The organism is Pseudomonas rhizozeae, assembly GCF_031583775.1.
GTDB lineage: Bacteria > Pseudomonadota > Gammaproteobacteria > Pseudomonadales > Pseudomonadaceae > Aquipseudomonas.
On the sequence record NZ_JAVLSB010000021.1, the window covers coordinates 448,810 to 473,056 of the forward strand.

At 61.4% G+C, this 24,247-nt stretch carries 23 protein-coding genes; 5 read left to right on the forward strand and 18 right to left on the reverse strand.

The window, feature by feature from the left end; all coding sequences use genetic code 11:
• The 14 genes from tssJ to RG836_RS06455 form a co-directional block, all read right to left on the reverse strand.
• Positions 1-498, reverse strand: a complete 498-nt coding sequence (gene tssJ, locus RG836_RS06390) for a type VI secretion system lipoprotein TssJ (protein WP_310844154.1) — start codon at positions 496-498, stop codon at positions 1-3.
• Between the two features lie 5 nt (positions 499-503).
• On the reverse strand, positions 504-1,700 hold the full coding sequence (gene tagH / locus RG836_RS06395) for a type VI secretion system-associated FHA domain protein TagH (RefSeq protein WP_310844156.1): 1,197 nt from the start codon (positions 1,698-1,700) through the stop codon (positions 504-506).
• 17 nt (positions 1,701-1,717) lie between these two features.
• Complete coding sequence (locus tag RG836_RS06400; protein ID WP_310844158.1) at positions 1,718-1,858, reverse strand: type VI secretion protein; 141 nt, start codon at positions 1,856-1,858, stop codon at positions 1,718-1,720.
• A gap of 96 nt (positions 1,859-1,954) precedes the next feature.
• Entirely contained in the window at positions 1,955-3,472 is a 1,518-nt protein-coding gene (locus tag RG836_RS06405) for a sigma-54 interaction domain-containing protein (RefSeq protein WP_310844160.1), read from the reverse strand.
• Between the two features lie 10 nt (positions 3,473-3,482).
• On the reverse strand, positions 3,483-6,068 hold the full coding sequence (gene tssH / locus RG836_RS06410; RefSeq protein ID WP_310844162.1) for a type VI secretion system ATPase TssH: 2,586 nt from the start codon (positions 6,066-6,068) through the stop codon (positions 3,483-3,485).
• Positions 6,061-7,086 carry a type VI secretion system baseplate subunit TssG gene (tssG, locus tag RG836_RS06415; protein ID WP_310844165.1) on the reverse strand — a complete coding sequence of 342 codons (1,026 nt, stop codon included), beginning with the start codon at positions 7,084-7,086 and terminating at the stop codon, positions 6,061-6,063. Before tssG ends, tssH begins: the two co-directional genes overlap by 8 nt.
• Positions 7,050-8,837 (reverse strand): type VI secretion system baseplate subunit TssF, encoded by a 1,788-nt coding sequence (tssF, locus tag RG836_RS06420; RefSeq protein ID WP_310844166.1) that lies wholly within the window; start codon positions 8,835-8,837, stop codon positions 7,050-7,052. The genes tssG and tssF overlap by 37 nt, the downstream gene beginning before the upstream one ends.
• Positions 8,838-8,880: 43 nt before the next feature.
• Positions 8,881-9,288, reverse strand: coding sequence for a type VI secretion system baseplate subunit TssE (tssE, locus tag RG836_RS06425; protein WP_310844167.1), 408 nt, complete (start codon positions 9,286-9,288; stop codon positions 8,881-8,883).
• Positions 9,289-9,297: 9 nt separating this feature from the next.
• Positions 9,298-10,773 carry a type VI secretion system contractile sheath large subunit gene (tssC, locus tag RG836_RS06430; protein ID WP_310844169.1) on the reverse strand — a complete coding sequence of 492 codons (1,476 nt, stop codon included), beginning with the start codon at positions 10,771-10,773 and terminating at the stop codon, positions 9,298-9,300.
• A gap of 25 nt (positions 10,774-10,798) precedes the next feature.
• Positions 10,799-11,299 carry a type VI secretion system contractile sheath small subunit gene (gene tssB, locus RG836_RS06435; RefSeq protein ID WP_310844171.1) on the reverse strand — a complete coding sequence of 167 codons (501 nt, stop codon included), beginning with the start codon at positions 11,297-11,299 and terminating at the stop codon, positions 10,799-10,801.
• Positions 11,300-11,331: 32 nt separating this feature from the next.
• A complete protein-coding gene (tssA, locus tag RG836_RS06440) occupies positions 11,332-12,888 on the reverse strand; it encodes a type VI secretion system protein TssA (protein ID WP_310844173.1) in 1,557 nt (518 codons plus the stop codon).
• Between the two features lie 575 nt (positions 12,889-13,463).
• Positions 13,464-13,739 carry an HU family DNA-binding protein gene (locus tag RG836_RS06445; protein WP_003213368.1) on the reverse strand — a complete coding sequence of 92 codons (276 nt, stop codon included), beginning with the start codon at positions 13,737-13,739 and terminating at the stop codon, positions 13,464-13,466.
• 192 nt (positions 13,740-13,931) lie between these two features.
• The gene (locus RG836_RS06450) at positions 13,932-15,080 is read right to left on the reverse strand and encodes an NAD(P)/FAD-dependent oxidoreductase (RefSeq protein WP_310844175.1); all 1,149 of its coding nucleotides are present in this window, start codon (positions 15,078-15,080) and stop codon (positions 13,932-13,934) included.
• Between the two features lie 21 nt (positions 15,081-15,101).
• The gene (locus RG836_RS06455) at positions 15,102-15,269 is read right to left on the reverse strand and encodes a rubredoxin (protein ID WP_038997996.1); all 168 of its coding nucleotides are present in this window, start codon (positions 15,267-15,269) and stop codon (positions 15,102-15,104) included.
• A gap of 199 nt (positions 15,270-15,468) precedes the next feature.
• Here RG836_RS06455 and RG836_RS06460 point away from each other — a divergent pair, with 199 nt between their 5' ends.
• Together RG836_RS06460 and ubiA are read left to right on the forward strand one after the other, a co-directional pair.
• Positions 15,469-16,032: a chorismate--pyruvate lyase family protein gene (locus RG836_RS06460; RefSeq protein ID WP_310844177.1), complete on the forward strand. Its 564-nt coding sequence runs from the start codon at positions 15,469-15,471 to the stop codon at positions 16,030-16,032.
• On the forward strand, positions 16,032-16,922 hold the full coding sequence (gene ubiA / locus RG836_RS06465) for a 4-hydroxybenzoate octaprenyltransferase (protein ID WP_310844179.1): 891 nt from the start codon (positions 16,032-16,034) through the stop codon (positions 16,920-16,922). Before RG836_RS06460 ends, ubiA begins: the two co-directional genes overlap by 1 nt.
• Positions 16,923-16,967: 45 nt before the next feature.
• Here the strand turns inward: ubiA and RG836_RS06470 are convergent, their stop codons facing one another.
• On the reverse strand, positions 16,968-17,345 hold the full coding sequence (locus RG836_RS06470) for a COG4315 family predicted lipoprotein (RefSeq protein ID WP_310844180.1): 378 nt from the start codon (positions 17,343-17,345) through the stop codon (positions 16,968-16,970).
• A 149-nt stretch (positions 17,346-17,494) separates the two neighbouring features.
• Between RG836_RS06470 and phoB the strand changes: the two genes are divergently transcribed.
• The 3 genes from phoB (at position 17,495) to RG836_RS06485 (ending at position 21,014) form a co-directional block, all read left to right on the forward strand.
• A complete protein-coding gene (gene phoB, locus RG836_RS06475; RefSeq protein WP_310844182.1) occupies positions 17,495-18,184 on the forward strand; it encodes a phosphate regulon transcriptional regulator PhoB in 690 nt (229 codons plus the stop codon).
• An 81-nt stretch (positions 18,185-18,265) separates the two neighbouring features.
• Positions 18,266-19,552, forward strand: a complete 1,287-nt coding sequence (gene phoR, locus RG836_RS06480) for a phosphate regulon sensor histidine kinase PhoR (RefSeq protein ID WP_310844448.1) — start codon at positions 18,266-18,268, stop codon at positions 19,550-19,552.
• A gap of 121 nt (positions 19,553-19,673) precedes the next feature.
• Positions 19,674-21,014 carry a hemolysin family protein gene (locus RG836_RS06485; RefSeq protein ID WP_310844184.1) on the forward strand — a complete coding sequence of 447 codons (1,341 nt, stop codon included), beginning with the start codon at positions 19,674-19,676 and terminating at the stop codon, positions 21,012-21,014.
• A 216-nt stretch (positions 21,015-21,230) separates the two neighbouring features.
• Here the strand turns inward: RG836_RS06485 and RG836_RS06490 are convergent, their stop codons facing one another.
• The 3 genes from RG836_RS06490 to phoU form a co-directional block, all read right to left on the reverse strand.
• Positions 21,231-22,127 carry a peptidoglycan DD-metalloendopeptidase family protein gene (locus tag RG836_RS06490; protein ID WP_310844186.1) on the reverse strand — a complete coding sequence of 299 codons (897 nt, stop codon included), beginning with the start codon at positions 22,125-22,127 and terminating at the stop codon, positions 21,231-21,233.
• Positions 22,128-22,361: 234 nt separating this feature from the next.
• Positions 22,362-23,303 carry a response regulator gene (locus RG836_RS06495; RefSeq protein WP_310844188.1) on the reverse strand — a complete coding sequence of 314 codons (942 nt, stop codon included), beginning with the start codon at positions 23,301-23,303 and terminating at the stop codon, positions 22,362-22,364.
• A gap of 169 nt (positions 23,304-23,472) precedes the next feature.
• Positions 23,473-24,234, reverse strand: a complete 762-nt coding sequence (gene phoU / locus RG836_RS06500; RefSeq protein WP_310844189.1) for a phosphate signaling complex protein PhoU — start codon at positions 24,232-24,234, stop codon at positions 23,473-23,475.
• Between the last annotated feature and the right edge of the window lie 13 nt (positions 24,235-24,247).

The window sequence follows — 24,247 nt, forward strand, 5'->3', positions numbered from 1 at the left end:
TCAGTCATCCGCCTTGGCGAGCATGCCGTCGGCGTTGCGGATGCCGCTCTGGTCGAGGGTCAGCCTGGCATTAGTGATGTCTACCGGGGCCAATTGCACGGTGTAGCGCCACTGGCTTTCCGGCAGATCGCGATAGGCGGCGAGCACGCCGACGTAGCGGCTGCCCTTCTCGACGCTGAGCTTCAGATCGAGGGTGTCGCCGGGGCGCAACTCCAGCTCTTCGCTGGCCACCAGATCAGGCGTCAGGGATTGCTTGGCGTGCTCGTACAGGCTGAAGAAGTCGGCATTCTCGAACGCCACCGGGTGCTTGAGTTCCAGCAAGCGCACCACGATGGGCGACGGCCGGCCATTGAGGTCCGGATTCAATTGATCGCTGGCGGTCAAAGTCAGGTTGAGTTTGGTCACGGTCGAGTACGGTGACAGCGAAGAACAGCCGGCCATCAGCAGCAAGGCCAGCGCAGTCAGTGTGTGGAGTAACAGGGTCGAGCGGCGAGACATGCGTGTCATCCTTGAGCGTCGGTGTGCAGGGTGGAAATCAGGCGGATCTGTTCTTCGTAGGCTTGGGCGAAATCCCGCGCCAACAGCCGTTCGCACCAGTCATCGTCTTGGCGCAGGGCTTGGTGATAACGGCAGTAGGCGCGCCAGCGGCTGCCTGCGGTGGCCAGTAGCGGTTTGTGGTCGCGCTCGAAACGCAGGGTCAATTGCTGCGGCGAGAAGTGTTCCAGGGTACCGCGGACGGCGGCGCGGCTGGCGCTGAGCAGTGCCACCTGATGCGCTTGCAGATCGCGGAAGGCCCGGGAAACCGCGTGCTCCGCCGGCAACTGCCCGGGTTTGTTCGCGTGCAGCAAAATCCCCAGGGCTTCACCGGCATCGACGGCGAATTTCAGCGGATTGTTCTGGCTGCCCTGCACGATGGTTTGCCCCAGGCGCAGTTCGTTTTTCAGTTCGCTGCGGGTACGCAGGCTTTGTTGCAGGCCGCCGATGCTTTGCTTGAGCAGGCGCGCGGCGTTCAGCGCCAGGGTTTCTCGAGCATCGTGATCAAGGCCTGCGAGGTCCACGCCGAGGGCGGCGGCAAACTGATCCCAGAAGGTTTCGCTCTGCCGCTCCACGGTGCTGGCGGCCGGCGCACAGGGCGCTTCGACCGGCGCGGCAATCAGCTCAGGCACCCGCAGGCTTTCCATGTCGATGCGTGCGTAGTCGGCGCGCTGGCTGGCGTCTTCATGGGTAGTGCCAGGCGCGAGCAACTCGTCGACTTCCGAATACACGCGCTCTTGCTGTTCGAGGGCGTTCAGCGGATCGAGGTCGAGAAACGCGTCATCGGGGATGATGCTGCCCGCCGCCGCCGGACGGCCGGCCTCGCCTTCGAATATCGCCGGGTCACGCACCAGCCGCGCTCGAATCTCGAAATCACCCAGCAGGTAAACGCCGCCGTGCTCGATGCGCGTCGGTTCGCCCTTGCGCAGCCGCGCGCCGCTGCCACCGGTCTGTACGCCGTTGCTGCTGGTATCGGTCAGGTAAAAAACGTCGTCACGAAAACTGATCAGCGCATGGTGGTTGGACAAGTGACGCTTACGGTCTGGGATGATCCAATCGCAATCCTCGCCCCGACCAATCACCCCGCCGGCCTGTTTGAAGGTCTTCTGGCACAGCTCTGTGGGCACGAATTGCTGTGAGTTCAGCAGGTCGAAAACCAGTTCCATCGTGATGCTCCTTGCGGTCACTTGCCGCGATTGACCGCCTGCGGATCACCCAGTGGGCGATAGGTGTTGTCGTTGAATTTGTAGTTGCCGCTGCAACCGCCCAGGCCGCACAGGACGACGAGGGTCAGCAACACGGCGGGCCATTGACGAACAGGCATCAGAAGGTCTCCGTATATGAACAAATGGTGCTCTTGTGGCGAGGGAGCTTGCTCCCTCGCCACAAATGCTCGTGCCACAAAGGGCATGACTGCGCATCAAGCATCCAGATCACCGAGGTTGATGTTCAGCCGTCCGAGGCGGTACAGCAGGGTGCGGCGCGGCAGGCCGAGTTCGCGAGCAGCGAGGGTCTGGTTGCCACGGTTTTTGCGCAGGCATTTGAGCAGCAGATTGCGCTCGACCTGTTCAAGTTGCTTACGCAGGTCGAGGTTGTGTTCTTTCGGGTGCGCATCCAGACGCAGGGCGAAATGCTCAACCTGTAATTCGTCGCCGTCGCACAGCAGAATCGCCCGTTCAACCAGAGCCTTGAGTTCGCGCACATTGCCAGGGAAGGCGTAGCTGCACAGATGGTCCAGCGCGGCGTCGGACCACTGCACCGGGTCACGATTGAGGTAAGCGCAGGCCTTGTCAGCGAAATGCCGGGCCAGGTCGAGGATGTCGCCGTCACGCTGGCGCAGGGCCGGTAACTCGATCGGAAACTGCGCGAGCCGGTAATACAGGTCTTCGCGGAATTTGCCTTCGCTGACCAGCACTGATAAATCCCGGTGTGTCGCCGCAATGATCCGCACGTCGATCTTGTGCGTGTCGTTGCACCCCAGCGGTCGAATCTCCCCCTCCTGCAACACCCGCAGCAACTTGGCTTGCAGCGACAGCGGCATGTCGCCTATTTCATCCAGCAGCAATGTGCCGCCGTTAGCCGCATCGAACAGCCCGGCGCGATCGCGGTCGGCGCCGGTGAACGCGCCTTTGCGGTAGCCGAACAACTCGCTTTCCAGCAGGCTTTCGGGAAATGCTGCGCAGTTCTGCACGATGAACGCCTTGGAGCGACGCGGGCCGCACTCGTGGATCGCCCGCGCCACCACTTCCTTTCCGGTGCCGGTTTCGCCCCGCAGTAGCACGGTGTAGCCGCTGTGCAGCACTTTGCTGATCAGTAAATAGGTCTGGCGCATGGCCGCGCTTTTGCCGATCAAGCCGTAGCCGCTCGCATTCGGCACGCTGAGCGGTGCCACGGTGGTCACCTCGGTCGGCCGCCGCAGCCGTTGCAGCAATTGCAACTGGCCGAGGACGAAGGAACCTAGCTGGCCGAGGGATTCAGCGAAGCCGTGCAGGTCAACGCGCTGCCGGCTGGCGCACAGCAGCAAGCCTTCGACAGCCTTTTGCCGGTTGACCAGCGGCACGCAAAGCAACGATTGCCAGGGCGTGGCCAGGGTTGGCAGAAAGCTGGTCTCGTGCAGGCTGCCGCTAAGTTCAGCCAGGCACAGCACGCGGTTCTGGCACAGCGCGAACTGCAGCAACTGCTCGCCGTTGTAGTCCGCCGGCAAGCTCGTCGCCTCACGAGGTTGCAGGATGCCATTGAGGCATTCGGCGTTCATGCCCAGGCGCGTGTGCGTCGCGTCCAGCAGGTACAACTGGCTCAGCTCGCAGCCGCTGAGCGCCGCCACGCCGCGCACGAACTCACCCAGCAACGCCGCGCCGTCCGCCGCCCGTGATAACCCGGTGAATTGCCCCAGCAAGGCCTCGGCATACACCAGCGGTTGCGGCACCTGCGTCAACATAACACCCACCTCAGGCGAACTCGCAGATGACACTGGACTCAGCGTCGAGCGTCGCATGCACGCGCTTGAGCCTTTCACCACGGGCCATGGCGTCGAGCAGGCGATCAGCCACCAGCGGCAGCACGTGCAAGTCGAGCAAGTGGTCGATCAGCCGCGCGCCGCTATCGCTTTGAGTGCAACGCTCGGCGAAGTGATCGACCAGCGCCGGGCAGTAGCTGAAATCCAGTTCGCGGCGTTTGAGGCGTTCGCCCAGACGTGCGAGCTTGATTTCAATCAGCTCGCGCAGCACCGGGCCGCCCACCGGGTAATACGGCACCACCCGCATGCGCGCCAGCAGCGCCGGTTTGAAATGGTCGCTGAGCACCGGGCGCAGGGTTTCTTCCAGCACCTCGATGCCCGGCCGCTCGCCGTTTTCACAGAGGTGGCTAATGCAGTCGCTGCCCAGGTTCGAGGTCATCAGGATCAGCGTGTTGCGAAAGTCGATCTCGCGCCCTTCGCCGTCGTTGGCCATGCCTTTATCGAAGATTTGGTAGAACAGGTTGAGCACGTCGGGGTCGGCTTTTTCCACCTCATCGAGCAGCACCACCGAGTAGGGTTTCTGCCGCACCGCTTCGGTGAGCATGCCGCCCTCGCCGTAACCCACGTAGCCCGGCGGCGCGCCAATCAGGCGCGACACGCTGTGCTTCTCCTGGAATTCGGACATGTTGATGGTGGTGATGAAACGGTCGCCGCCGTAGAGCAAGTCCGCCAGCGCGGTTTCGGTCTTGCCGACGCCGCTAGGGCCCACCAGCAGGAACACACCCACCGGTGCATCGGGCCGATTGAGGCCGGCGGCGGTAGCGCGCATCGAACGGTCGAGGGCGTGAACCGCATGCTCTTGACCGCGAATTCGCGCCCGCAGGTCGGTGGCGAAACTGGCGACTTTGGCGTTGTGCTCACGGGCCAGTTGCGTCAACGGCACGCCGGTCCAGGCGCTGATCACTTCTGCCACCAGACGCGGGCACACTTCGAAACTCACCAAACGCTCGTTGACTTGGGCCTGGGTCAGTGCGCGGTGGGTTTCATTGAGCGCGGCTTCCAGCGCTTCGACGCTTTGCGTTTCGTCAGCAATGCCCGCCGCATCGCGAGCCGCCGCCAGTCGCTGGCGCAGTTCCAGCAAGCGTTCGGCCAAGGCCTTTTGCTCGGTCCAACGGGTTTCCAGCGAGGCACGTTCGTCTTCAGCGGCTTCGAGGCGATCTTCCAAGACTTGCAGCGCTTCGTGATCAATCGGCAAACCGGCGTCGGCATCGCGGCGCAAGGCCTGGCGTTGACGGCCGCCCTCGGCGAGTTCCCCGCGCAACAGCTCCAGGCTTTGCGGCGCGGCGGCGAGGCTGATGCGCACGCGAGCGCAGGCGGTGTCGAGCACGTCCACCGCTTTGTCTGGCAATTGTCGACCGGCGAGGTAGCGCGCCGACAGTTGCGCTGCCGCCACTACTGCATCGTCCCGCAGATAGATGCCGTGGCTCTTCTCGTAGACCTGGGCCAGACCGCGAAGGATGGTCACCGCTTCCTCGACGGTAGGCTCGTGCAATTGCACCGGTTGGAAACGCCGGGCCAGGGCCGGGTCTTTTTCGAAATATTTCTTGTACTCCGCCCAGGTCGTTGCGGCGATGGTGCGCAATTCGCCACGGGCCAGGGCCGGTTTCAGCAGGTTGGCCGCGTCCGAACCGCCGGCAGTGCCGCCGGCGCCGATCAACGTGTGCGCCTCGTCGATGAAGATGATGATCGACTTGGGCGAGGCTTTGACTTCGTCGATCACGCCCTTGAGCCGGCGTTCGAACTCGCCTTTGATACTGGCACCGGCCTGCAACAGGCCCATGTCTAGCGACAGCAGCTCGACACCTTGGAGCACCTGCGGCACTTCACCGGCGGCAATTCGCGAGGCCAGACCTTCGACGATGGCGGTTTTGCCGACGCCAGCTTCACCGACCACGATCGGGTTGTTTTTACGCCGACGAGCGAGGATGTCGATCATCTGGCGGATCGCGCCATCGCGGCACAGCACCGGGTCGAGTTTGCCGTCGCGGGCCTGCTGGGTGAGGTTGTGGGTGAAACGCCCAAGCAGCGATTCACCCTGGGCCAGCGGTTTGCCGCTGGCCGGTTGTTGCTGTTGTGAAAGCGCAAATTCCTTGAGTCGCTCGATGTTCAGCCTGGCCAGCAACGGCTGGTAACGGCTGCCGGCGTAGCGCAGCGGATTGCGCAGCAAGGCAAGGATCAGCGCCGCTGGCTCGACCTGGGTCTGACCCAGTTCGAGGTTGGCCACCAGCAGGGCATCTTGCAGCCATTGCACCAGTTCCGGGGCGAACACCGGGTTGCGCGAGGCATTGTGCTCGACCCGCGAATGCAACGCGGCACTCAGCTCGCCGGCATCAACCTCGGCGTCTTGCAGGGCGCGGGCGAGCAAGCCCTGCGGGCGCTCCAGCAAGCCGAGCAGCAAGTCTTCGACGAGGATTTTGCTGCCGCCACGGGCCACGCAGCGCTCGGCGGAACGCTCCAGATCGCGGCGAGTCTCGGCGTCCAGCGCCTGAATCAGTTGTTGCAGGTCTAGGTTAATCATGGCTCAGGTCCTTAATGAGTTTGCTGCCCAGGGTCACCACGCCGTCTGCATGCTCGCGGCCCAGCCAACTGGTCCATCCGAGGCGGCAGGCGTTCTGCTCACCGATGCGCAGTTCGCGGATTTCTTCCTGGCGCAGCACCAGGCGAATGTCGTAATCGAGCGGGTCGCGCAGGGTGAAGCGAACCAGTGCGCACAACGGCTGGTAACCGAACCCGATCGGCAGGAATTCGTGGAAACGCTGCCAGTCGAGCTGACGAATGTGGATGCGGAATTTGCCGCTGCGATCACGGACCTGCTCGCCCACCACCAGGTCTTCGCCAAGTCGGCTGTTGGTCTGGCCCAGACGATTGCGCTGCTCGTCGAGAATTTCGACGCGGCGCTCGATGCACTGCTCGATGTTCAACTCGGCGTGTTTGAAGTAGTAGCGCAGCACCGCTTCGATCAGCGCCGCCGAGTGCGCGCGCAGGCTGAGCAGACCGAGGTACGGCAGCAGGCGTTTCCAGTTCAGCTCCCTGGCCTTGCGAATGTCGCCGCCGCCGAGGCCGATCAAGGCGAATAACTGCGCCGAAAACGCATCCAGCGCACCGCTCTGGAAACTCGCGCGATAGCGGTACTTGCGCCAGATCGGCAGCATCAGCCGTTGCAGGCGATGGTGAAACAGGTCGAGGAAGTTGCGCGTCGGATTGCCGTCCTCGCTGTCGCCCAGGGCCTGCTCGCCGTAGAACGCCGGCAGCGGCGAGCCGGAGCCGACCAGGCTGATCAGGTTGAAACGCAGCCGCGCACGTAATTGCCCGTGCTCCTGGAAAAACTCCACGCGCTCGACGTCGCTGCCCGGGAACCCCAGGCTCGGGTTGGCCTGGAACTCCAATTGGTCGTACAGCTCGTCTTCGCTCAGATCCGGGTGCGCCTCGCGCAAGCGGTCTACCACCAGCAGCACGGCCTGGAACAGTGAGTATTCGCGGATGCCTCGGGCCAGCCTGCTTAAAGCAGGGGCTGCAGGCCCATACGGGGTGTCCATTGGTACACCTCTCCCTGTGTGCTTTTGACCCGCAGTTCGTGATACGAATTGAGGCTGGCGTAAAGCGCAAAAAACTCGTTGAGAACCGAAGCGAAAACGAACAGATCGCCCTCGCCGATATAGCCTTCGGGGTCGATGGTCAGCTCGGTTCGCAATCCGCGTACCGGCAGGCCTCTGTGCAGCCGGTCTACGTGCTGGTGCCTGATCGACTTGAGGCCGCCGAGCAGGCGTTTGCTGACTTTCTCCGCGTGCTGGTCGTAATAGCGCGGCAGGTCGTAGGTTTCGAGGATCACCTTGAGGGCGTTGACGTCGGCCAGCGACAGGTAGTTGAGCGACATGTTGCTGATCAGCTTCCACAAAAAGTCGCGGTTCAGCGGCGGCGCGAAACTGGAGGTGGCTGGGGTGATGTTGCGGAAGCTAAGGAATTCCGGGGTGTCGTCACACGCCTGGTTGATGTCACCGAGCTTGAGCTTGCGCGGCAGATTCTGGTTGGTGCACGTCAGCTCGGTCGACAGGGTTTCGTGGGCGTCGGGATGGCGGAGGCCGAAGCTCAGGTAGGTGTCGAGGCCATCGTGCAGCAAGGATGAACGCTGGCGGATGCTGTAATGCGGGCGGCTCTCGGGCACGTCGAAACTCGGGTCGTGCTCGAAGGATTCGAACGGCACGTAGGCCTGATAGCCGAGCCCGCCGGGCCTCCAGCCAGTAACGTTTTCCACGCAATACACGCCGCAATGCTGCAAGCCGTATTCCGCCGGCAACAGCAAGTATTCGTCCTGTTTACCGTCGACGCGAATCGGCAAGGCATCATGCTTGAACAGGTTGACGATGGGCGTGCAATACAGCTTCACGTTGTCCAGAGTCGGGCGCATACGCTGGATGCCGCTCTGGCGAATGTCGAAGCGCACTTCCAGGCCACGAATTAGCTTCAGGGTGTCCTCAGGCAAGGCCTTGAGCAGATCGAGTCCGTTGATATCGACGAAAAGGAATTTGTCCTGAAAGGCGAAATATTCCTGCAAAAAGCGATAGCCACGAAAGGTATTCAGCGGATACGGAATCAATGCTTCTTCTTCGGCAAAACCCACGGGTTGCACAGGATTGCCGGGGATTTTGAACGCCATCGGCAAACCGTTGGCACCGCTCACGGGTTTGTCGGTGCTGTCCAGCGGGATCAATTCGACGCCTTCGAGATGGCGCAGCAGGCTCAGGTAGAGCATCTGGCTGATGTAGCGTTCGCCGGCCAGGTGCAGACGCAAGTGGCTGAGGTTCAGCTCGCCGAGATGGCCGTCGGCGCTCATCTCCAGACGCAGGCTCAACAGAGATCCGCCACCCTTGACCGAATAATTCAGTGCGGCCAGCTGCAACGGCAGGACCTCGGTCGCGTAGCAGGTGCGGAAGCGGCACCGCACGTCATCGATCGGCTTGCTCTCCACCGGCGTATCGCGCTCCACTAACAGCGCCGGGCCGGACCGCTTCAACGGGTCGAACTGCAAAATGCTGAACGCCGGCAGCGGCCGCATGTAGTTGGGCCACAGCAACTGCATCAGCGAATGGCTGAGCTCCGGCAATTCGTCATCGAGCTTCTGCCGCAAGCGTCCGGTCAAAAACGCGAAGCCTTCCAGCAGGCGCTCCACGTCCGGATCCCGCCCGGCCTGGCCGAGGAACGGCGCCAATGCCGGGCTGCGCTCAGCGAAGCGGCGGCCTAACTGGCGAAGCGCGGTCAATTCGCTTTGGTAATAGTGGTTAAAGGACACGGGTTACCTTCCTGGCGTGTTCAAGCATGTCATTGCACTTTCCTTAGCTGACCGTCACGTGTCCGCCGCCATCCAGGCGCGCGGCGAAACTGACCTGGCGCTTGAAACCCTCAACTTCGAGCAAGCCTTCGATCTGGAAGGACAGGCGCAGTTGATCGTTGTCTCGCGGCAGGGGAATGACACGCACGTTGCTCAGGCGTGGCTCGTAGGCTTCGATGAAGCGCTCGATGGCCAGACGTGCCTGGCTCAGGGAGTCGTGCAGGCTCAGGCGCATGTCATTGAGATCGGGGAGCCCGTAGTCGGACAGTGTCTGCACGCTGCCCGCCCGGGTGCTGAGCATCTTCGCCAGATGGGCAGCCACTGACGCCATGGCCGACATCTCGCGGCTCCAGCCGACGCGCTTGTCGGCGTCGCCACCCAGGCGTTCGAAAAGGCTGCCGTATCCGGTCATGAGATGTGCTTACTCCTTGTCCAGTTTGCCAACCAGCGACAAGGTGAAATCGGCCCCCATGTACTTGAAGTGCGGACGCACGTTGAGGCTGACGCGGTACCAGCCCGGCTCGCCGTCAACGTCACTGACGACGATCTGCGCGGCACGCAGCGGACGCCGGCCACGGACTTCGGCGCTGGGGTTTTCCTGGTCGGCGACGTACTGGCGAATCCACTTGTTGAGTTCCAGTTCGAGATCGGTGCGTTCTTTCCACGAACCGAGCTGCTCGCGCTGCAGCACTTTCAGGTAATGCGCCAGACGGTTGACGATCATCATGTAAGGCAACTGGGTGCCGAGCTTGTAATTCAGCTCCGCGGTCTTGCCTTCAGCGCTGATTCCGAAGAACTTGGCCTTCTGCACCGAACTGGCAGAGAAGAATGCGGCGTTGTCGCTGCCTTTGCGCATGGTCAGGGAGATGAAACCTTCCTCGGCCAGTTCGTATTCGCGACGGTCGGACACCAACACTTCGGTCGGGATCTTGGTTTCGATTTCGCCCATGCTTTCGAAGTGATGCAACGGCAGGTCTTCCACCGCGCCACCGCTCTGCGGACCGATGATGTTCGGGCACCAGCGGAATTTGGCGAAGCTGTCGGTCAGCTTGCTGCCGAACGCGTAAGCGGTGTTGCCCCACAGGTAGTGCTCGTGGCTGTTGGCGACGGTTTCCTTGTAGACGAACGACTTGACTGGGTTTTCTTCCGGGTCGTAAGGGTTGCGCAACAGGAAACGCGGCACGGTCAGGCCGACATAGCGGGCATCTTCCGAATCACGGAAGCTCTGCCATTTGGCAAATTGCGGACCGTCGAAATGATCCTTCAGGTCCTTGAGGTCCGGCAGGCCGGTGAAGCTTTCCAAGCCAAAGAACTTTGGCCCGGCGGCGGCGATGAAAGGCGCGTGGGACATGCAGGCAACACTGGACACGTACTGCATCAGTTTCACGTCCGGCGAGCTGGGAGACATGAAGTAGTTGGCAATGATCGCGCCTACGGGCTCGCCACCGAATTGACCGTATTCAGCGGTGTAGATGTGCTTGTACAGGCCCGACTGCATCACTTCCGGCGAATCTTCGAAGTCGTCCAGCAAGTCATTCTTGGAGACGTTGAGGATTTCGATCTTGATGTTTTCGCGGAAGTTGGTCCGGTCGACCAGCAGTTGCAGGCCACGCCACGACGACTCCAGCGCCTGGAAATCCGGGTGGTGCAGGATCTCGTCCATCTGCCGGCTGAGCTTGGCATCGATCTCGGCGATCATCCGGTCGACCATGGCCTTCTTCACCGGCTCGCCGTGGTTTTGCGGCTTGAGCAATTCTTCGATGAACGCGGAAACGCCGCGCTTGGCGATGTCGTAGGCGTCGTCGTCGCGGGTCAGGCGAGTCTCGGCAATGATGCTATCGAGGATACTCAGTTCGCCGTTTTCGGCGACTTTTTGCTGTGCTGCGCTGGTGCTCATGTGTTGGCTTCCTTGGCTGGGGGACTCAGGCGTCAGGGCTGGCGTTCAGGCCCAGTTCACCCAGGACACGACCGCGGGATTGAACATCGGCAAGCACGCCTTCGATGGCTTTGCGGAACGCAGGCGCGTTGCCCAGCGGGCCTTTGAGGGCCACTAGCGCATCGCGCAGTTCCATTAGTTTCTTCAGCTCCGGCACTTGCTCGACCAGGCTGGCGGGGTTGAAGTCTTTCATCGAATTGACGCGCAACTGCACCGCCAACTCTTCGTTGTCGACGTCCTCCTGCAGACGATTCGGCACGCTCAGCGTCAGGTTCAACGCTTGCTTGGCCAGCACGTCATCGAAGGTCATCTTGTCGATACTGATCGGCTTGCGGTCTTCGACCTTGCGCTCGTCATTGCGCTGGGTGTAGTCACCGATCGCCAGCAACTTCAGCGGCAGTTCGATCTCCTGCTGGGCACCGCCAGTGGCGGGCTTGAAGGTGATGTTGATGCGTTCCTTGGGGGCTACCGAGCCTTCTTTGGCCATGGCGTTTCTCCTTGCGGTTGTGGCCCGGGGGCCTATTCGAGTACCACTTCAAGATCGAGGTGGCACAGCCTGCGATAAATCTGTTCTTTGCGTTCTCTGACAGCATGGTTCTGCGGCAGCAACTCGCAGCAGCTGTGCAGCAAATGCAGCACTTGCAGCGCAAGATCCGGCTCCCACGCGTGCAGGCCGGAGTCCTGTAAGGCCTGGTCGAGGGTGTCGAGTTGGGTCTTGGCCAGTTCGTATTTCCCGGCCGTGAAGCACAGCTGCGCGAGGGCGAACTGCCAGAAGAATCGCGCACGCCCCCCCTGGGCGGTGTCCAAGCCCTGCTTGAGGATCTGCACAGCAGCCTTGAGGCCGTCCTTGCGCAAAATTGGCATGACCTCTTCAAGAGCCAGTTCCCAGGCGGGCAGGCCGTCGAGCGCTTCAACCTTGCGCGGCGCGCTGGCGCTTTGCAGATGCGGCATGACGCTGGCGCTGATCCACGCGCGGGTGGCCGGGTCGGCGAACGGCACGCCATCGTGGTAACGCAATTCGATGATCCCGGGCAGCCGCTGAATCAGCAGCGCGAAGTGGATTTCCACCTCGCGCATGGCGAGTTCGGCGTTAAGGTGTTGCAGGCACTCCCAGACCCGCCGCTGGCCATCGAACCAGAACGGCGCCTTCGCCAGGCTCGCCTCCAGTTCCACCAGCAGGTCGGCGTATTTCCCTTGGTCAAAACTGTCCTGGTACGCCTTGAGCTTGTCGGCCGGCAGGCTGCGCAACGCGGTGATCTGCTCGGCGTTGCGCTCCGGCACGGCGTCTATCGGCAACCACAACAAGGTGCGGTTGAGGCGCAGCGCGCGCAGGTCAGTCGCATTCTGTTTGAGCCACCAGGCACACAATGGCCGCGCGCTGTCTTGCTGGGCACGCAATGCCTTGTGAGCTTCTTTTTCGTTATCGATTGGTGCGCCGGGGGTGAACAGTTGCGTGGCCGCTTGCTTGACTTGTGCCACCGCCGCACTCACCACGCCAGGCTCCGGCTGATGGTCGGCGGCACGTTGGACCAGACTGCGCAGACGCCGGCAGATCGGCAGCAACAACGGTGCGTCATCGCCCAAGTACCGGGTGCAGGCAGCGTCGAGGCCTTCAAGGTGTTCGACCAGGCGGCGGAACAGCGGCAATTGCTCCTTGATCGCGATGGTTTCGCTGAGCACTTGCTCCAGGCGCGGCACCAGCCAGCCGATGGCGGCGGCGCGGGTGCGAGGCTTGCTCGGGTGCAACGCGGCCCAGTGGTGTTCACACAAGTGGTGCAACAGGCCAACGCCGGCGAGCAGCCCCTGGAAAGACTCACGCTGATACAAAGCCCAGGCCAGCCAGGCACCGACGCGCAAATCCTTGGATTGGTTGCGCAACAGGTGCTCGCTGTCGTCACGGATCGTCAGCCAGTCGATCTGACCACTCGCATGCATGGATTGCGCCTTGCCCAGCTCGCTTTCCAGCGCCTCATATTCGCCCGAAAAACGCACGTCCTCGCCCGCAAAACTCTGTTCGGAAATAGGTGTTTTAGCGAGTTCAAGATAATGAGCGGATAGTTTGTTTGAGTAGGACATCCCTGGCCTTTATTTAACTTTTTCTGTCACGCACCCAGAAGCGCATAACCATGGAAAAGCATCGTGGAAAATACTCATCCATCGAATTCAGTGCGCTTAAAACGGGCGATCGCATTGGCGACGGAGGCCACTAGCAAACATTCGATGAAACAACGAGATGACTTTTCTTTAATATTTGTAGGATCTTTCCCTATATGCCAACCCGCAATTTGACGGACATGAAAATCGCGAAATCTCAGGCGCCTACCCCCCTAATAGCTGGAGTCCGAGCCCCTGACGAAACCTTTGCATACCCTTGGCCCGTTGACGTTTGGGATGTGGTGAAGCATGCCAACAATGTCAGCCGATAACTGTAGGAATAATCCGAAATACGGCAGGCATTAATTAACTGGAGCGCGGCGAGCGAGAAATAATAAAAAGTCTGCCAGTACTTTGATGGCAATTTATAACGGAGAGTTTGCACAGCAGGCGATCGTTATTACTGAGTCATTGAACGAAAAAAATGGGCACCCGACCAAATCGGTGTGCCCATTTTTCAATCCGCAACTCCCTGCACTTCAGGAAGTCGACCGCAATTACGGATTAACGCTGTCTTTCAAGGATTTGCCTGGCTTGAACGCGACGGTGTTGCTGGCCTTGATTTTCACAGGCTCACCGGTTTGCGGGTTTTTGCCGGTGCGGGCGCCGCGGTGGCGTTGCAGGAAGGTGCCAAAGCCGACCAGCGTGACGCTGTCCTTGCGGTGCAAGGCGCCGGTGATTTCTTCGAGAACGGCGTTGAGGACACGGTTGGCCTGCTCTTTGGTCAGGTCTGCTTTTTCAGCGATGGCGGCGGCGAGTTCTGGTTTACGCATTAGTGAAGCCCCTTTGACGGTTTTTTGTTGTTATGTCCGTGCTGTCCTTATCTGGACAGCGCCCAAAGCGCCGCAGGTGCTCTACTCTGCGGCAGACGGGAGTGAGGATGGCACGCGCTCAAGGGCGGCGCCAGTCTTCCCGCGATCTTTGTAGGGTCAAAAGCGGGGTGATTCCGACAGAACGTCCAGTATTTACGCCAGCAACGCCGGAAGTTGTTTGTTCAGCGCGAGTTTTTCCATGACCGCCGTGCCGGTGAGCGCATAACCCAGCAGGTTACCGTTGGCGTCGCGGCACAGGGCCTTGATGTCGGCGCCCTGCCCTTCGACGCTCCAGACGCCTTCAGTACCCCGTGGTGGTGGCGACACCACCAACGGGCAGACCGGAGTTTTCACGGTGACCGGCATCGGGCCATAGCTGACGGCCGTCGGGTTGCCGGCGAGGGTTTGCGCCAGCGCCCTCGCACAGGTCATCAGCGGCATCACGTACAGCAAATTCAACCCATCGACCTCGGCGCAGTCGCCCAGGGCGTAGATATTGACGTGGGAGGTTTTCAGGTGGCGGTCGACCATCACGCCGCGATTGACCTGCAGGCCGGCGGCGGCCGCAAGGTCGATGCGCGGGCGCAAACCGATGGCGGAGACCACTACGTCACACGCAATGACCTGGCCGTCGGACAAATGTGCCTCGAGGCCATCAGCCACGCGTTGCAAGCGCGTGAGCACCGGGCCGAGGTGGAAGCGTGCGCCGAGGCTTTCGAGGCCGGCCTGCACCGCAGCGGCGGCGGCCGGGTGCAATAACGTCGGCATCACTTGCTCGCACGGCGCGACCAATTGCACCTCGAAACCGCCGAGGCTCAGGTCATTGGCGAACTCGCAACCGATCAGGCCGACACCGAGCAGCAACACCCGACGTTTGCCCGCGGCCGCGAGGCGAAAGCGTGCGTAGTCTTCGAGGTCGTTGATCGGGAACACCAGCTCCGCCGCGTCACCCTTGATGGGCACGCGCACGGTTTCCGCGCCCCACGCCAGGATCAGGTCGCGATAGCTCACCGCTTCTTCGCCGATCCACAAACGCTTGTGGCCGGGGTCAATGCCGCTGATGCGGGTGTGGGTGCGGACTTCAGCCTTGAGTTGCTCGGCCATGGCGCCAGGCTCGGCCATGCTCAGGCCGTCGGCGTCTTTGTTTTTGCCGAACCCGGTGGACAGCATTGGCTTGGAGTAGGAGCGCCCGTCGTCAGCGGTGATCAGCAGCAGCGGTGTTTCGCTATCGAGTTTGCGAAACTCCCGGGCCAGGTTGTAACCCGCCAGGCCAGTGCCGACGATCACGACAGGTGCGTTCATGCCCTACTCCTTAAAAATGCCTTAGTTGATCTCGATCATTTCGAAATCCATTTTGCCCACGCCGCAGTCCGGGCACAGCCAGTCTTCGGGCACGTCTTCCCACTTGGTGCCCGGCGCAATGCCGTCATCCGGCCAGCCATCGGCTTCGTTGTAGATCAGGCCGCAGACAATACATTGCCACTTTTTCATTCCGGTACTTCCTCAAGAGTCAGGCTAAGGCTGGCGCGCCGGGTCGATGGGTGAAGCGCTGCCCGGCGGCTCAGGGCGTTTTGTACTGACCCCTCGCAGCAGATGCAAGCCTGTTCGGCGCGGCGGCAGGGTCGGGCGGCAAACTCCCCGGTCACCATGGTAAGCTCGCCGCCTCATTTGCTGCCAATACTGACTCACCGTGCCGCACTCTAATTCCCCGTTTTTTGCTCCCGCCTGGCTATCCCTCGGCCAACTGACGCCGACTCCCGATGCCCTGACGCTTGACTGGCTGTTCGACCAAGGCTCGCTGACCCGTCGCCTGACGCGCTTGTCGGAGGACGGCTTTAGCGTCACGCCGCTGTTCGAAGGCTGGCAGCCGTTGCGCGCCGATGAGTGCGCCGCGCTGGACCTGGCGCAAGGCAGCGAAGGCTGGGTGCGCGAGGTGTATTTGCGCGGCCACGGCGAGCCGTGGGTATTTGCCCGCAGCGTGGCCGCGCGCAGCGCCTTGCAGGGCGATGGCTTGCACATGGACGAATTGGGCAGCCGATCCCTGGGCGAGTTACTGTTTTGCGACCAGGCGTTTCAGCGCCGGGCGATCGAGGTTTGCCACTATCCACAAGACTGGCTGCCTAGCGAGGCGCGCGAGCCCGAGTTGTGGGGCCGCCGCTCGCGCTTCGACCGTGGCGCCCTAAGCGTACTGGTGGCGGAGATTTTCCTGCCGACGCTGTGGCGCGCCGCCCGCGCCCATCCGGAGACCTGCTGATGTACCAGAGCCTGCTCAAGTCCCTGAACCGCTTGAACCCGCGCGCTTGGGACTTCATTCAGTTGACGCGCATGGACAAGCCGATCGGCATTTACCTGCTGCTGTGGCCGACACTCTGGGCGTTGTGGATTGCCGGCAAAGGCTCGCCGTCGCTGGCCAATATCGTGATTTTCGTCCTCGGCGTGGTGCTGACCCGCGCCGGCGGTTGCGTGATCAACGATTGGGCCGATCGCAAGGTCGACGGCCACGTGAAGCGCACCGAACAACGGCCGTTGGTGAGTGGCAAGATCAGCTCCAAAGAGGCGCTGGTGTTCTTCGCGGTGCTGATGGGCGTGAGCTTTCTGCTGGTGCTGTGCACCAATGCCACGACTATCTGGCTGTCATTGGGTGGCCTGGCCCTGGCGTGCAGTTATCCATTCATGAAGCGCTACACCTATTACCCGCAAGTGGTGCTCGGCGCGGCGTTCTCGTGGGGCATGCCGATGGCCTTCACCGCCGAGACCGGTGAGCTGCCGGCCGCGGCGTGGTTGCTGTATATCGCCAATCTGCTGTGGACCGTGGGCTACGACACTTACTACGCGATGACCGACCGCGACGACGATTTGCGCATCGGGGTCAAATCCACGGCAATTCTATTTGGCGAAGCGGACCGGGTGATCATCCTGACCTTGCAATGCCTGGCGTTGGGTTGCCTGTTGCTGGCGGGTTCGCGGTTCGAGTTGGGCGGCTGGTTCCATCTCGGCCTGCTCGCGGCGGCGGGCTGTTTTGCCTGGGAGTTCTGGTACACCCGTGGCAAGGACCGCATGCGCTGCTTCAAGGCGTTTTTGCACAACCACTGGGCGGGGTTGGCGATTTTCGTGGGGATTGTGCTGGATTACGCTTTGCGTTGAACCCGGCCTGCGGCTTCAAGCGCGACAGGCCGGAGTGCGGTGTGGTTATTCCGGAATCACGTGCCAGACATCGCCCTTCTTATCACCGGTCTTGTCTCCAGCCGATTTATCGTTTTTGAACAGGTACACCGGCTTGCCGTTGTACGCCCATTGCTTGACGCCGTCGTCGCGAGTGACGATGGTCCAGTCGCCCTCAGCCTTGGCGCCGGCCTCGGCCTTCAGTGGCGGCCAGTTATCGGCACAGCCACCGTTACACATCGATTTGTCACCAGAGTCTTTATCGTAGGTGTACAGGGTCATTCCCTTGTGATCGACCAGAATGCCATCGTTGACCATCGCCGGTTCTGCGGCAAAAGCCATACCGGGTAAAGCCAGGGCAGCGGCCAACAAAAGGGCCTTAAAGGATTGCGTGTACTGAGTCATGGAAACCTTCTCGGGTGGTTGTCAGGATTCGGATTTAAAGCTTAGTCCAGCTTCTAGCCAACCGCCGCATCAGAAATACTGTCACACGACTGCAATAATTCCGTTATCTAATGCGGCGCAAGACAGTTAAATGACAAGAGGATTAAGGCATGGTTGGCAGGAGCATTCTGATCGTCGACGACGAAGCGCCCATTCGTGAAATGATCGCCGTTGCGTTGGAAATGGCCGGCTATGACTGCCTGGAGGCGGAGAACTCCCAGCAGGCCCACGCCATCATCGTCGACCGCAAGCCGGACCTGATCCTGCTCGACTGGATGCTGCCCGGCACTTCCGGCATCGAACTGGCCCGACGCCTCAAGCGTGATGAGCTGACCGGGGACATCCCGATCATCATGCTCACCGCCAAGGGCGAAGAGGACAACAAGATCCAGGGCCTGGAAGTGGGCGCTGACGATTACATCACCAAGCCGTTTTCCCCTCGCGAGCTGGTCGCGCGCCTCAAAGCCGTGCTGCGTCGCGCCGGCCCGACCGACGGCGAAGCGCCAATCGAGGTCGGCGGCCTGCTGCTGGACCCGATCAGCCACCGCGTGACCATCGACGGCAAACCGGCCGAGATGGGCCCGACCGAATATCGTCTGTTGCAGTTTTTCATGACCCACCAGGAACGCGCCTACACCCGCGGCCAGTTGCTTGATCAGGTGTGGGGTGGCAACGTGTATGTCGAGGAGCGCACGGTCGACGTGCACATCCGTCGCCTGCGCAAAGCCCTCGGTGATGCCTATGAAAGCCTGGTACAAACGGTGCGCGGCACCGGTTACCGGTTTTCCACCAAGGCCTGATCCAGCCCTTCACTGCCCGACAAGCCGACAAGGACGCGTGTTCAAGTGAACCAAAACTGGTATGGCCCCCTGATCCGTCACATGTTGTTGCTGGTGACAGGCTGCCTGGTGATCGGTCTGATTACCGGTTATTACGGTTGGAGCCTGGCGGCTGGCCTGGGCCTGTACCTGGCCTGGACCCTCAAGCAACTGCTGCGCTTGCACGAATGGCTGCGCCAGCACAAACCCGATGAAGCACCGCCCGATGGATATGGCCTGTGGGGCGAGGTGTTCGACAGCATCTATCACCTGCAGCGCCGCGACCAAAGAGTACGAGGGCGTCTGCAAGCGGTGATCGACCGGGTCCAAGAGTCCACTGCCGCGCTGAAAGACGCGGTGATCATGCTCGACAGCGATGGCAACCTGGAGTGGTGGAACCGCGCCGCTGAAACCCTGCTCGGCCTCAAGACCCCGCAAGACAGCGGCCAACCGGTGTCCAACCTGGTCCGCCACCCGCGCTTCAAGGAATACTTCGAGCAGGGCAATTACGCCGAACCGCTGGAAATCCCCTCGCCGACCAACGATCGCGTACGCATTCAGCTGTACATCACCCGCTACGGCAACAACGAACACTTGATGCTGGTGCGCGACGTCACCCGTATTCATCAACTTGAGCAAATGCGCAAAGACTTCATCGCCAACGTCTCTCATGAATTGCGCACGCCGTTGACGGTGATTTGCGGTTACCTGGAGACCTTGCTGGATAACGTCGAAGATGTGAACCCACGCTGGACTCGCGCGCTGGAGCAGATGCAGCAACAAGGCGGGCGCATGCAGACGCTGCTCAATGACCTGCTGTTGCTGGCGAAATTGGAAGCCACTGATTATCCATCTGACAATCAACCGGTCTCGATCGATAGCTTGCTGCAATCGATCAAGAGCGATGCGCAACAGCTATCCGGCCCACGCAATCAGCGCATCAGTCTGGAGGCGGACCCTAAAGTCATGCTCAAGGGCAGTGAAGCGGAATTGCGCAGCGCGTTCTCCAACTTGGTATTCAATGCGGTGAAATACACCCCGGCCGAAGGCAATATCCGCATTCGCTGGTGGGGCGATGATCAGGGTGCGCACCTGAGCGTGCAAGATTCCGGCATCGGCATCGACAGCAAACACTTGCCGCGCCTGACCGAGCGCTTCTACCGCGTCGACTCCAGCCGCAACTCCAACACCGGTGGCACCGGGCTGGGCCTGGCGATCGTCAAACATGTGCTGCTGCGCCATCGCGCGCGCATGGAAATCAGCAGCGTGCCCGGCCACGGCAGCACTTTCACTTGCCATTTCGCCCCGGCCCAGGTCAGCCAAATGCGCGTCGCCGACACCGCCGGCTGATACCGGCGAGCACGCACCACTAGGCAATCGCCCGGTCAGCCGCTACATTGGCTGACTTGTGCCTGCCTTTCAGGCACCCATTTCTTCATTTCGAATCACACGGAACCCGCAAAACTCCATCATGGACCCTTCCCCTGGCTTGACCCTCGCGACACTCTTCGCCGATTTCGGCATGATTCTTTTTGCACTGATCCTGGTTTTGCTCAACGGATTCTTCGTTGCGGCGGAATTTGCCATGGTCAAACTGCGCTCGACCCGGGTCGAAGCCATTGCCGAACAAAACGGCTGGCGCGGCCACATCCTGCGCACGGTGCACAGCCAGCTCGACGCTTATCTGTCCGCCTGCCAGCTGGGTATCACCCTCGCCTCGCTGGGCCTGGGCTGGGTCGGTGAGCCGGCGTTCGCGCACATCCTTGAGCCGCTGCTTGAAGCGCTCGGCGTGCAGTCGGCCGAAGTGATCAAGGGCGTGTCGTTCTTCGCGGCGTTCTTCGTGATTTCGTACCTGCACATTGTGGTCGGCGAGCTGGCCCCCAAGTCCTGGGCGATCCGCAAACCCGAGCTGCTGTCGCTGTGGACTGCCGTGCCGCTGTACCTGTTCTATTGGGCGATGTACCCGGCGATTTACCTGCTTAACGCCAGCGCCAACGCGATTCTGCGCATCGCCGGCCAGGGTGAGCCCGGCCCGCACCACGAACACCATTACAGCCGTGAAGAACTGAAACTGATCCTGCACTCCAGCCGTGGCCAGGACCCGAGCGATCAAGGCATGCGTGTGTTGGCCTCGGCCGTGGAAATGGGCGAGCTGGAAGTGGTCGACTGGGCCAACTCCCGGGAAGACCTGGTGACGCTGGAATTCAACGCGCCGCTGAAGGAGATCCTGGCGATGTTCCGTCGCCACAAGTTCAGCCGTTATCCGGTGTACGACAGCGAACGCCAGGAGTTCGTCGGCCTGTTGCACATCAAGGATCTGCTGCTGGAACTGGCAGCGCTGGACCACATTCCCGAGTCGTTCAACCTGGCCGAGCTGACCCGGCCGCTGGAGCGCATCTCCCGGCACATGCCGCTGTCGCAGTTGCTGGAGCAGTTCCGCAAGGGCGGCTCGCACTTCGCCGTCGTCGAAGAAGCCGATGGCAACATCATCGGATACCTGACCATGGAAGACGTGCTGGAAGTGCTGGTAGGCGATATCCAGGACGAACACCGCAAGGCCGAGCGCGGCATCCTGGCCTATCAGCCGGGCAAGTTGCTGGTACGCGGCGACACCCCGCTGTTCAAGGTCGAACGCCTGCTGGGTGTCGACCTCGACCACATCGAGGCGGAAACCCTCGCCGGGCTGATCTACGAAACCCTCAAGCGCGTGCCAGAAGAGGAAGAAGTGCTGGAAGTCGAGGGCCTGCGGATCATCATCAAGAAGATGAAAGGTCCGAAGATCATTCTGGCCAAGGTGTTGATGCTCGATTAACGACAATACCGGTGGTAATTGGGCTCTTGTGGTGGGCTGCTGTGGTGAGGGGGCTTGCCCCCGTTGGACGGCAACGCCGTCCCTCGCCCTGAATACACTAGGTCAGGATTTAGTGGACTGATGGATTTGGGGCCGCTTCGCAGCCCAACGGCGGCAAGCCCTCTCGCCACAAAAAAGCTTAGAGCCTGGAAGTGTCGCTCTGGATACCCATTGCGCTCACTGCTTGCCCAACGCAAAGTTGGGCAGCACGCCCATCGGTTGCACGAACTGATACGGAATCGACACCAGCCCCAACCCAGTATTGCGCTGCACCACGAAATGCAGGTGCGGCCCGCTGCTGTTGCCGGTATTGCCTGACAGCGCCAGCGGGCTGCCCACCGCCACCCGCTGGCCTTCCCGCACGCTCACCGAACCCTTTTGCAAATGCAGGTAAACGCCCATCGTGCCGTCGTCGTGCAGCACCCGCACGAAATTGCCGGACGGATCATTGCCGCGCCCGTTCTGTCCATTCTCGGTCTTGACCACCACCCCGCCCCGCGCCGCAATGATCGGTGTGCCCTCGGGCATGGCGATGTCCATGGCATAGCGGTTCTTCGGCCCGTAGTGGCTGTACTGGCCGTTCGCGCCCTGGCTGAGGCGGAACGGCCCGCCCCGCCACGGCAACGGATAGCGATAGCTCTGTGCGGCCTCTGCCGGGTCACCCAGTGAATATTCGAACTTCGGGGTGTACACCAACGGCTTGCCGCCTGTAATCGCCGTCAGCAGCGCCAGACGTGAGTTGCTGCGCGCTGGCAGCACCCGCCGGATCGGCTGCCCCGGCGCGCCCTTGACGTTGCTCAACCCGGCGAAGCTCAACTCCACCTCCACCGGCGCGTACAGGTCATTGCGCACGTACACCACGTCCAGGCCTTTCTGCTTCTTGATGTCGAGATACACCTGGCGCTCCAGATGCTCCTCCATCCGGTCACGGAAAACGAACACCTGCGCGCCCTTGCTCGGACGATCGCTGTACGACACCACGCCATCGGCATTGGTGGATTTGTAAATCGTCATGGCCACAGCCGTGGTGGAGGCCATGACAAGACCACAGAAAAACAGCAGGCGCGCGAGCATGGGCAAAATTCTGTCGAAAGAAGGCCTGGAAGCAGCCTAGCAGGTGAAAGAGACCTGGGTAGTCGGCAGATGTTTCAAATTGGTCTGGCCGCAAGATCGGCGGCGGGTCTGATAGACGTTTCGCGAACAGGCTCGCTCCCTACAAGGTTTCGGCTCGGTCACGCCGTCGTGCCGACACCCCTCAACCGGTGGGAGCGAGCCTGCTCGCGAAGGTTGCCCGAGGCAACGCAGCGCTTACGCGCCTGGAATGAAGTGTTTCTGTGCAGTACCACGGGCAATCAGGCGGGAGATGTAGTCGAGTTTCTGCGCGTCCTGGTCGACGAAGCGGAAGGTCAGTTGCAGCCAGTCACTGTCGGGCTTGGGCTCGTGGGCGACGACGGCGTGCAGGTAGCCATTGAGGCGAGCGACTTCGGCGTTTTCGCCTTGCTCCAGATCGAGCACGGCGCTGTCGAGGATCTGCGGCAGGTTGTCGGTGCGTTTGACCACCAGCAGCGCTTCCTTGAGGCTCAGGGCCTTGATGACGCAGAGCTGGTTGCCACTGGACAGACGCAATTGGCCCTGGCCGCGACCACCGCCACCGCTGCCGGCTGGCGCCGCAGGGGCCTTGACCGGCGGGCTGTTGAGCAAGCCTTTGGTCGGGGCGGCAGCGGCTGCGGGCGCAGTGCTCTGCAAGTAGGCGTTGGGCGCAGGGGCGCTGACCACTTCAGCCTTGCCGCCAGTGAGGGCGATCAGCGAGTCGTTGCCAAACGCGGTGTTCATTTTGGTCGGTGCGCTGTTCATCAAGGTGTCGAGTTTGCCGACCTTGTTCAGCGCCTGCTTGACCTTGGTCAGCAGTTGCTCGTTGGTGAACGGCTTGCTGACGTAGCCAGAGACGCCGGCCTGGATCGCCTGCACCACGTTCTCTTTATCGCCACGGCTGGTGACCATCACGAACGGCATGGTTTTCAGAGCGTCTTGCTGGCGGCACCAGGTCAGCAGTTCCAGGCCGGACATTTCCGGCATCTCCCAGTCGCAGAGCACCAGGTCGAACGCTTCCTTGGCCAGCATCGCCTGCGCCTTTTTGCCGTTGATGGCGTCTTCCGTGCGAATCCCCGGAAAGTAGTTGCGCAGGCATTTCTTCACCAGGTCACGAATGAATGCCGCATCGTCCACCACCAACACACTGATCTTGCTCATCCACCACCCCTCGAAAATACCCCGGCAAGCATACCGCCTTACTAATGGCACATTGCCAAAAACCTTCAGTCACGCCGGGACTTTTCGTTCGCGGGTGCTGCTTTTTAAAGTTGAACACCGCGCAAAAAAACGCCCGGCCAAAGGACCGGGCGTTTTTTCTCGGGCAATCTTACTTATCGTCAGCTTCGCCCGGAACATTAGCGCTTTCGCCGCTGGTGCCTTCAACTTCTTCTTTCATGCGTTTGAGGCCCAGGTGCCGCACGTCGGTGCCGCGTACCAGGTAGATCACCAGTTCGGAAATATTGCGCGCGTGGTCACCGATCCGCTCCAGCGAACGCAGCACCCAAATGATGCTCAACACCCGCGAGATCGAACGTGGGTCCTCCATCATGTAGGTCGCCAGCTCACGCAGCGCGGTCTTGTATTCGCGGTCGATGATCTTGTCGTACTGCGCCACCGACAACGCCAGGTCGGCGTCAAAACGGGCAAACGCGTCCAGCGCATCGCGGACCATGTTGCGCACTTGGTCGCCGATGTGGCGCACCTCGACGTAACCGCGCGGCGCCTCGCCTTCTTCACACAACTGGATGGCGCGACGGGCGATTTTGGTGGCTTCGTCGCCGATGCGCTCAAGGTCGATTACCGATTTGGAAATGCTGATGATCAAGCGCAAGTCGGACGCCGCTGGCTGACGACGGGCCAGGATGCGCAGGCACTCTTCATCGATGTTGCGTTCCATCTGGTTGATCTGGTCGTCGATCTCGCGCACTTGCTGGGCCAGGCCCGAGTCGGCCTCGATCAGCGCGGTCACCGCGTCGTTGACCTGCTTCTCCACCAGCCCACCCATCGCCAGGAGGTGGCTGCGCACTTCCTCAAGCTCGGCGTTGAACTGTGCAGAGATGTGGTGGGTAAGGCCTTCTTTACTAATCATGTTGGCGTCCTTG

Coding starts and splice junctions, on each gene's coding strand:
- tssC (WP_310844169.1), bottom strand. CDS start 10,773: ATGAGCACCAGCGCAGCACAGCAAAAAGTCGCCGAAAACGGCGAACTG.
- tssB (WP_310844171.1), bottom strand. CDS start 11,299: ATGGCCAAAGAAGGCTCGGTAGCCCCCAAGGAACGCATCAACATCACC.
- RG836_RS06400 (WP_310844158.1), bottom strand. CDS start 1,858: ATGCCTGTTCGTCAATGGCCCGCCGTGTTGCTGACCCTCGTCGTCCTG.
- RG836_RS06455 (WP_038997996.1), bottom strand. CDS start 15,269: ATGAAAAAGTGGCAATGTATTGTCTGCGGCCTGATCTACAACGAAGCC.
- RG836_RS06450 (WP_310844175.1), bottom strand. CDS start 15,080: ATGAACGCACCTGTCGTGATCGTCGGCACTGGCCTGGCGGGTTACAAC.
- ubiA (WP_310844179.1), top strand. CDS start 16,032: ATGTACCAGAGCCTGCTCAAGTCCCTGAACCGCTTGAACCCGCGCGCT.
- phoU (WP_310844189.1), bottom strand. CDS start 24,234: ATGATTAGTAAAGAAGGCCTTACCCACCACATCTCTGCACAGTTCAAC.
- tssA (WP_310844173.1), bottom strand. CDS start 12,888: ATGTCCTACTCAAACAAACTATCCGCTCATTATCTTGAACTCGCTAAA.
- tssE (WP_310844167.1), bottom strand. CDS start 9,288: ATGACCGGATACGGCAGCCTTTTCGAACGCCTGGGTGGCGACGCCGAC.
- RG836_RS06490 (WP_310844186.1), bottom strand. CDS start 22,127: ATGCTCGCGCGCCTGCTGTTTTTCTGTGGTCTTGTCATGGCCTCCACC.
- phoR (WP_310844448.1), top strand. CDS start 18,266: ATGTTGTTGCTGGTGACAGGCTGCCTGGTGATCGGTCTGATTACCGGT.
- tssH (WP_310844162.1), bottom strand. CDS start 6,068: ATGATTAACCTAGACCTGCAACAACTGATTCAGGCGCTGGACGCCGAG.
- tagH (WP_310844156.1), bottom strand. CDS start 1,700: ATGGAACTGGTTTTCGACCTGCTGAACTCACAGCAATTCGTGCCCACA.
- RG836_RS06495 (WP_310844188.1), bottom strand. CDS start 23,303: ATGAGCAAGATCAGTGTGTTGGTGGTGGACGATGCGGCATTCATTCGT.
- tssJ (WP_310844154.1), bottom strand. CDS start 498: ATGTCTCGCCGCTCGACCCTGTTACTCCACACACTGACTGCGCTGGCC.
- tssG (WP_310844165.1), bottom strand. CDS start 7,086: ATGGACACCCCGTATGGGCCTGCAGCCCCTGCTTTAAGCAGGCTGGCC.
- RG836_RS06485 (WP_310844184.1), top strand. CDS start 19,674: ATGGACCCTTCCCCTGGCTTGACCCTCGCGACACTCTTCGCCGATTTC.
- RG836_RS06470 (WP_310844180.1), bottom strand. CDS start 17,345: ATGACTCAGTACACGCAATCCTTTAAGGCCCTTTTGTTGGCCGCTGCC.
- phoB (WP_310844182.1), top strand. CDS start 17,495: ATGGTTGGCAGGAGCATTCTGATCGTCGACGACGAAGCGCCCATTCGT.
- RG836_RS06445 (WP_003213368.1), bottom strand. CDS start 13,739: ATGCGTAAACCAGAACTCGCCGCCGCCATCGCTGAAAAAGCAGACCTG.
- RG836_RS06405 (WP_310844160.1), bottom strand. CDS start 3,472: ATGTTGACGCAGGTGCCGCAACCGCTGGTGTATGCCGAGGCCTTGCTG.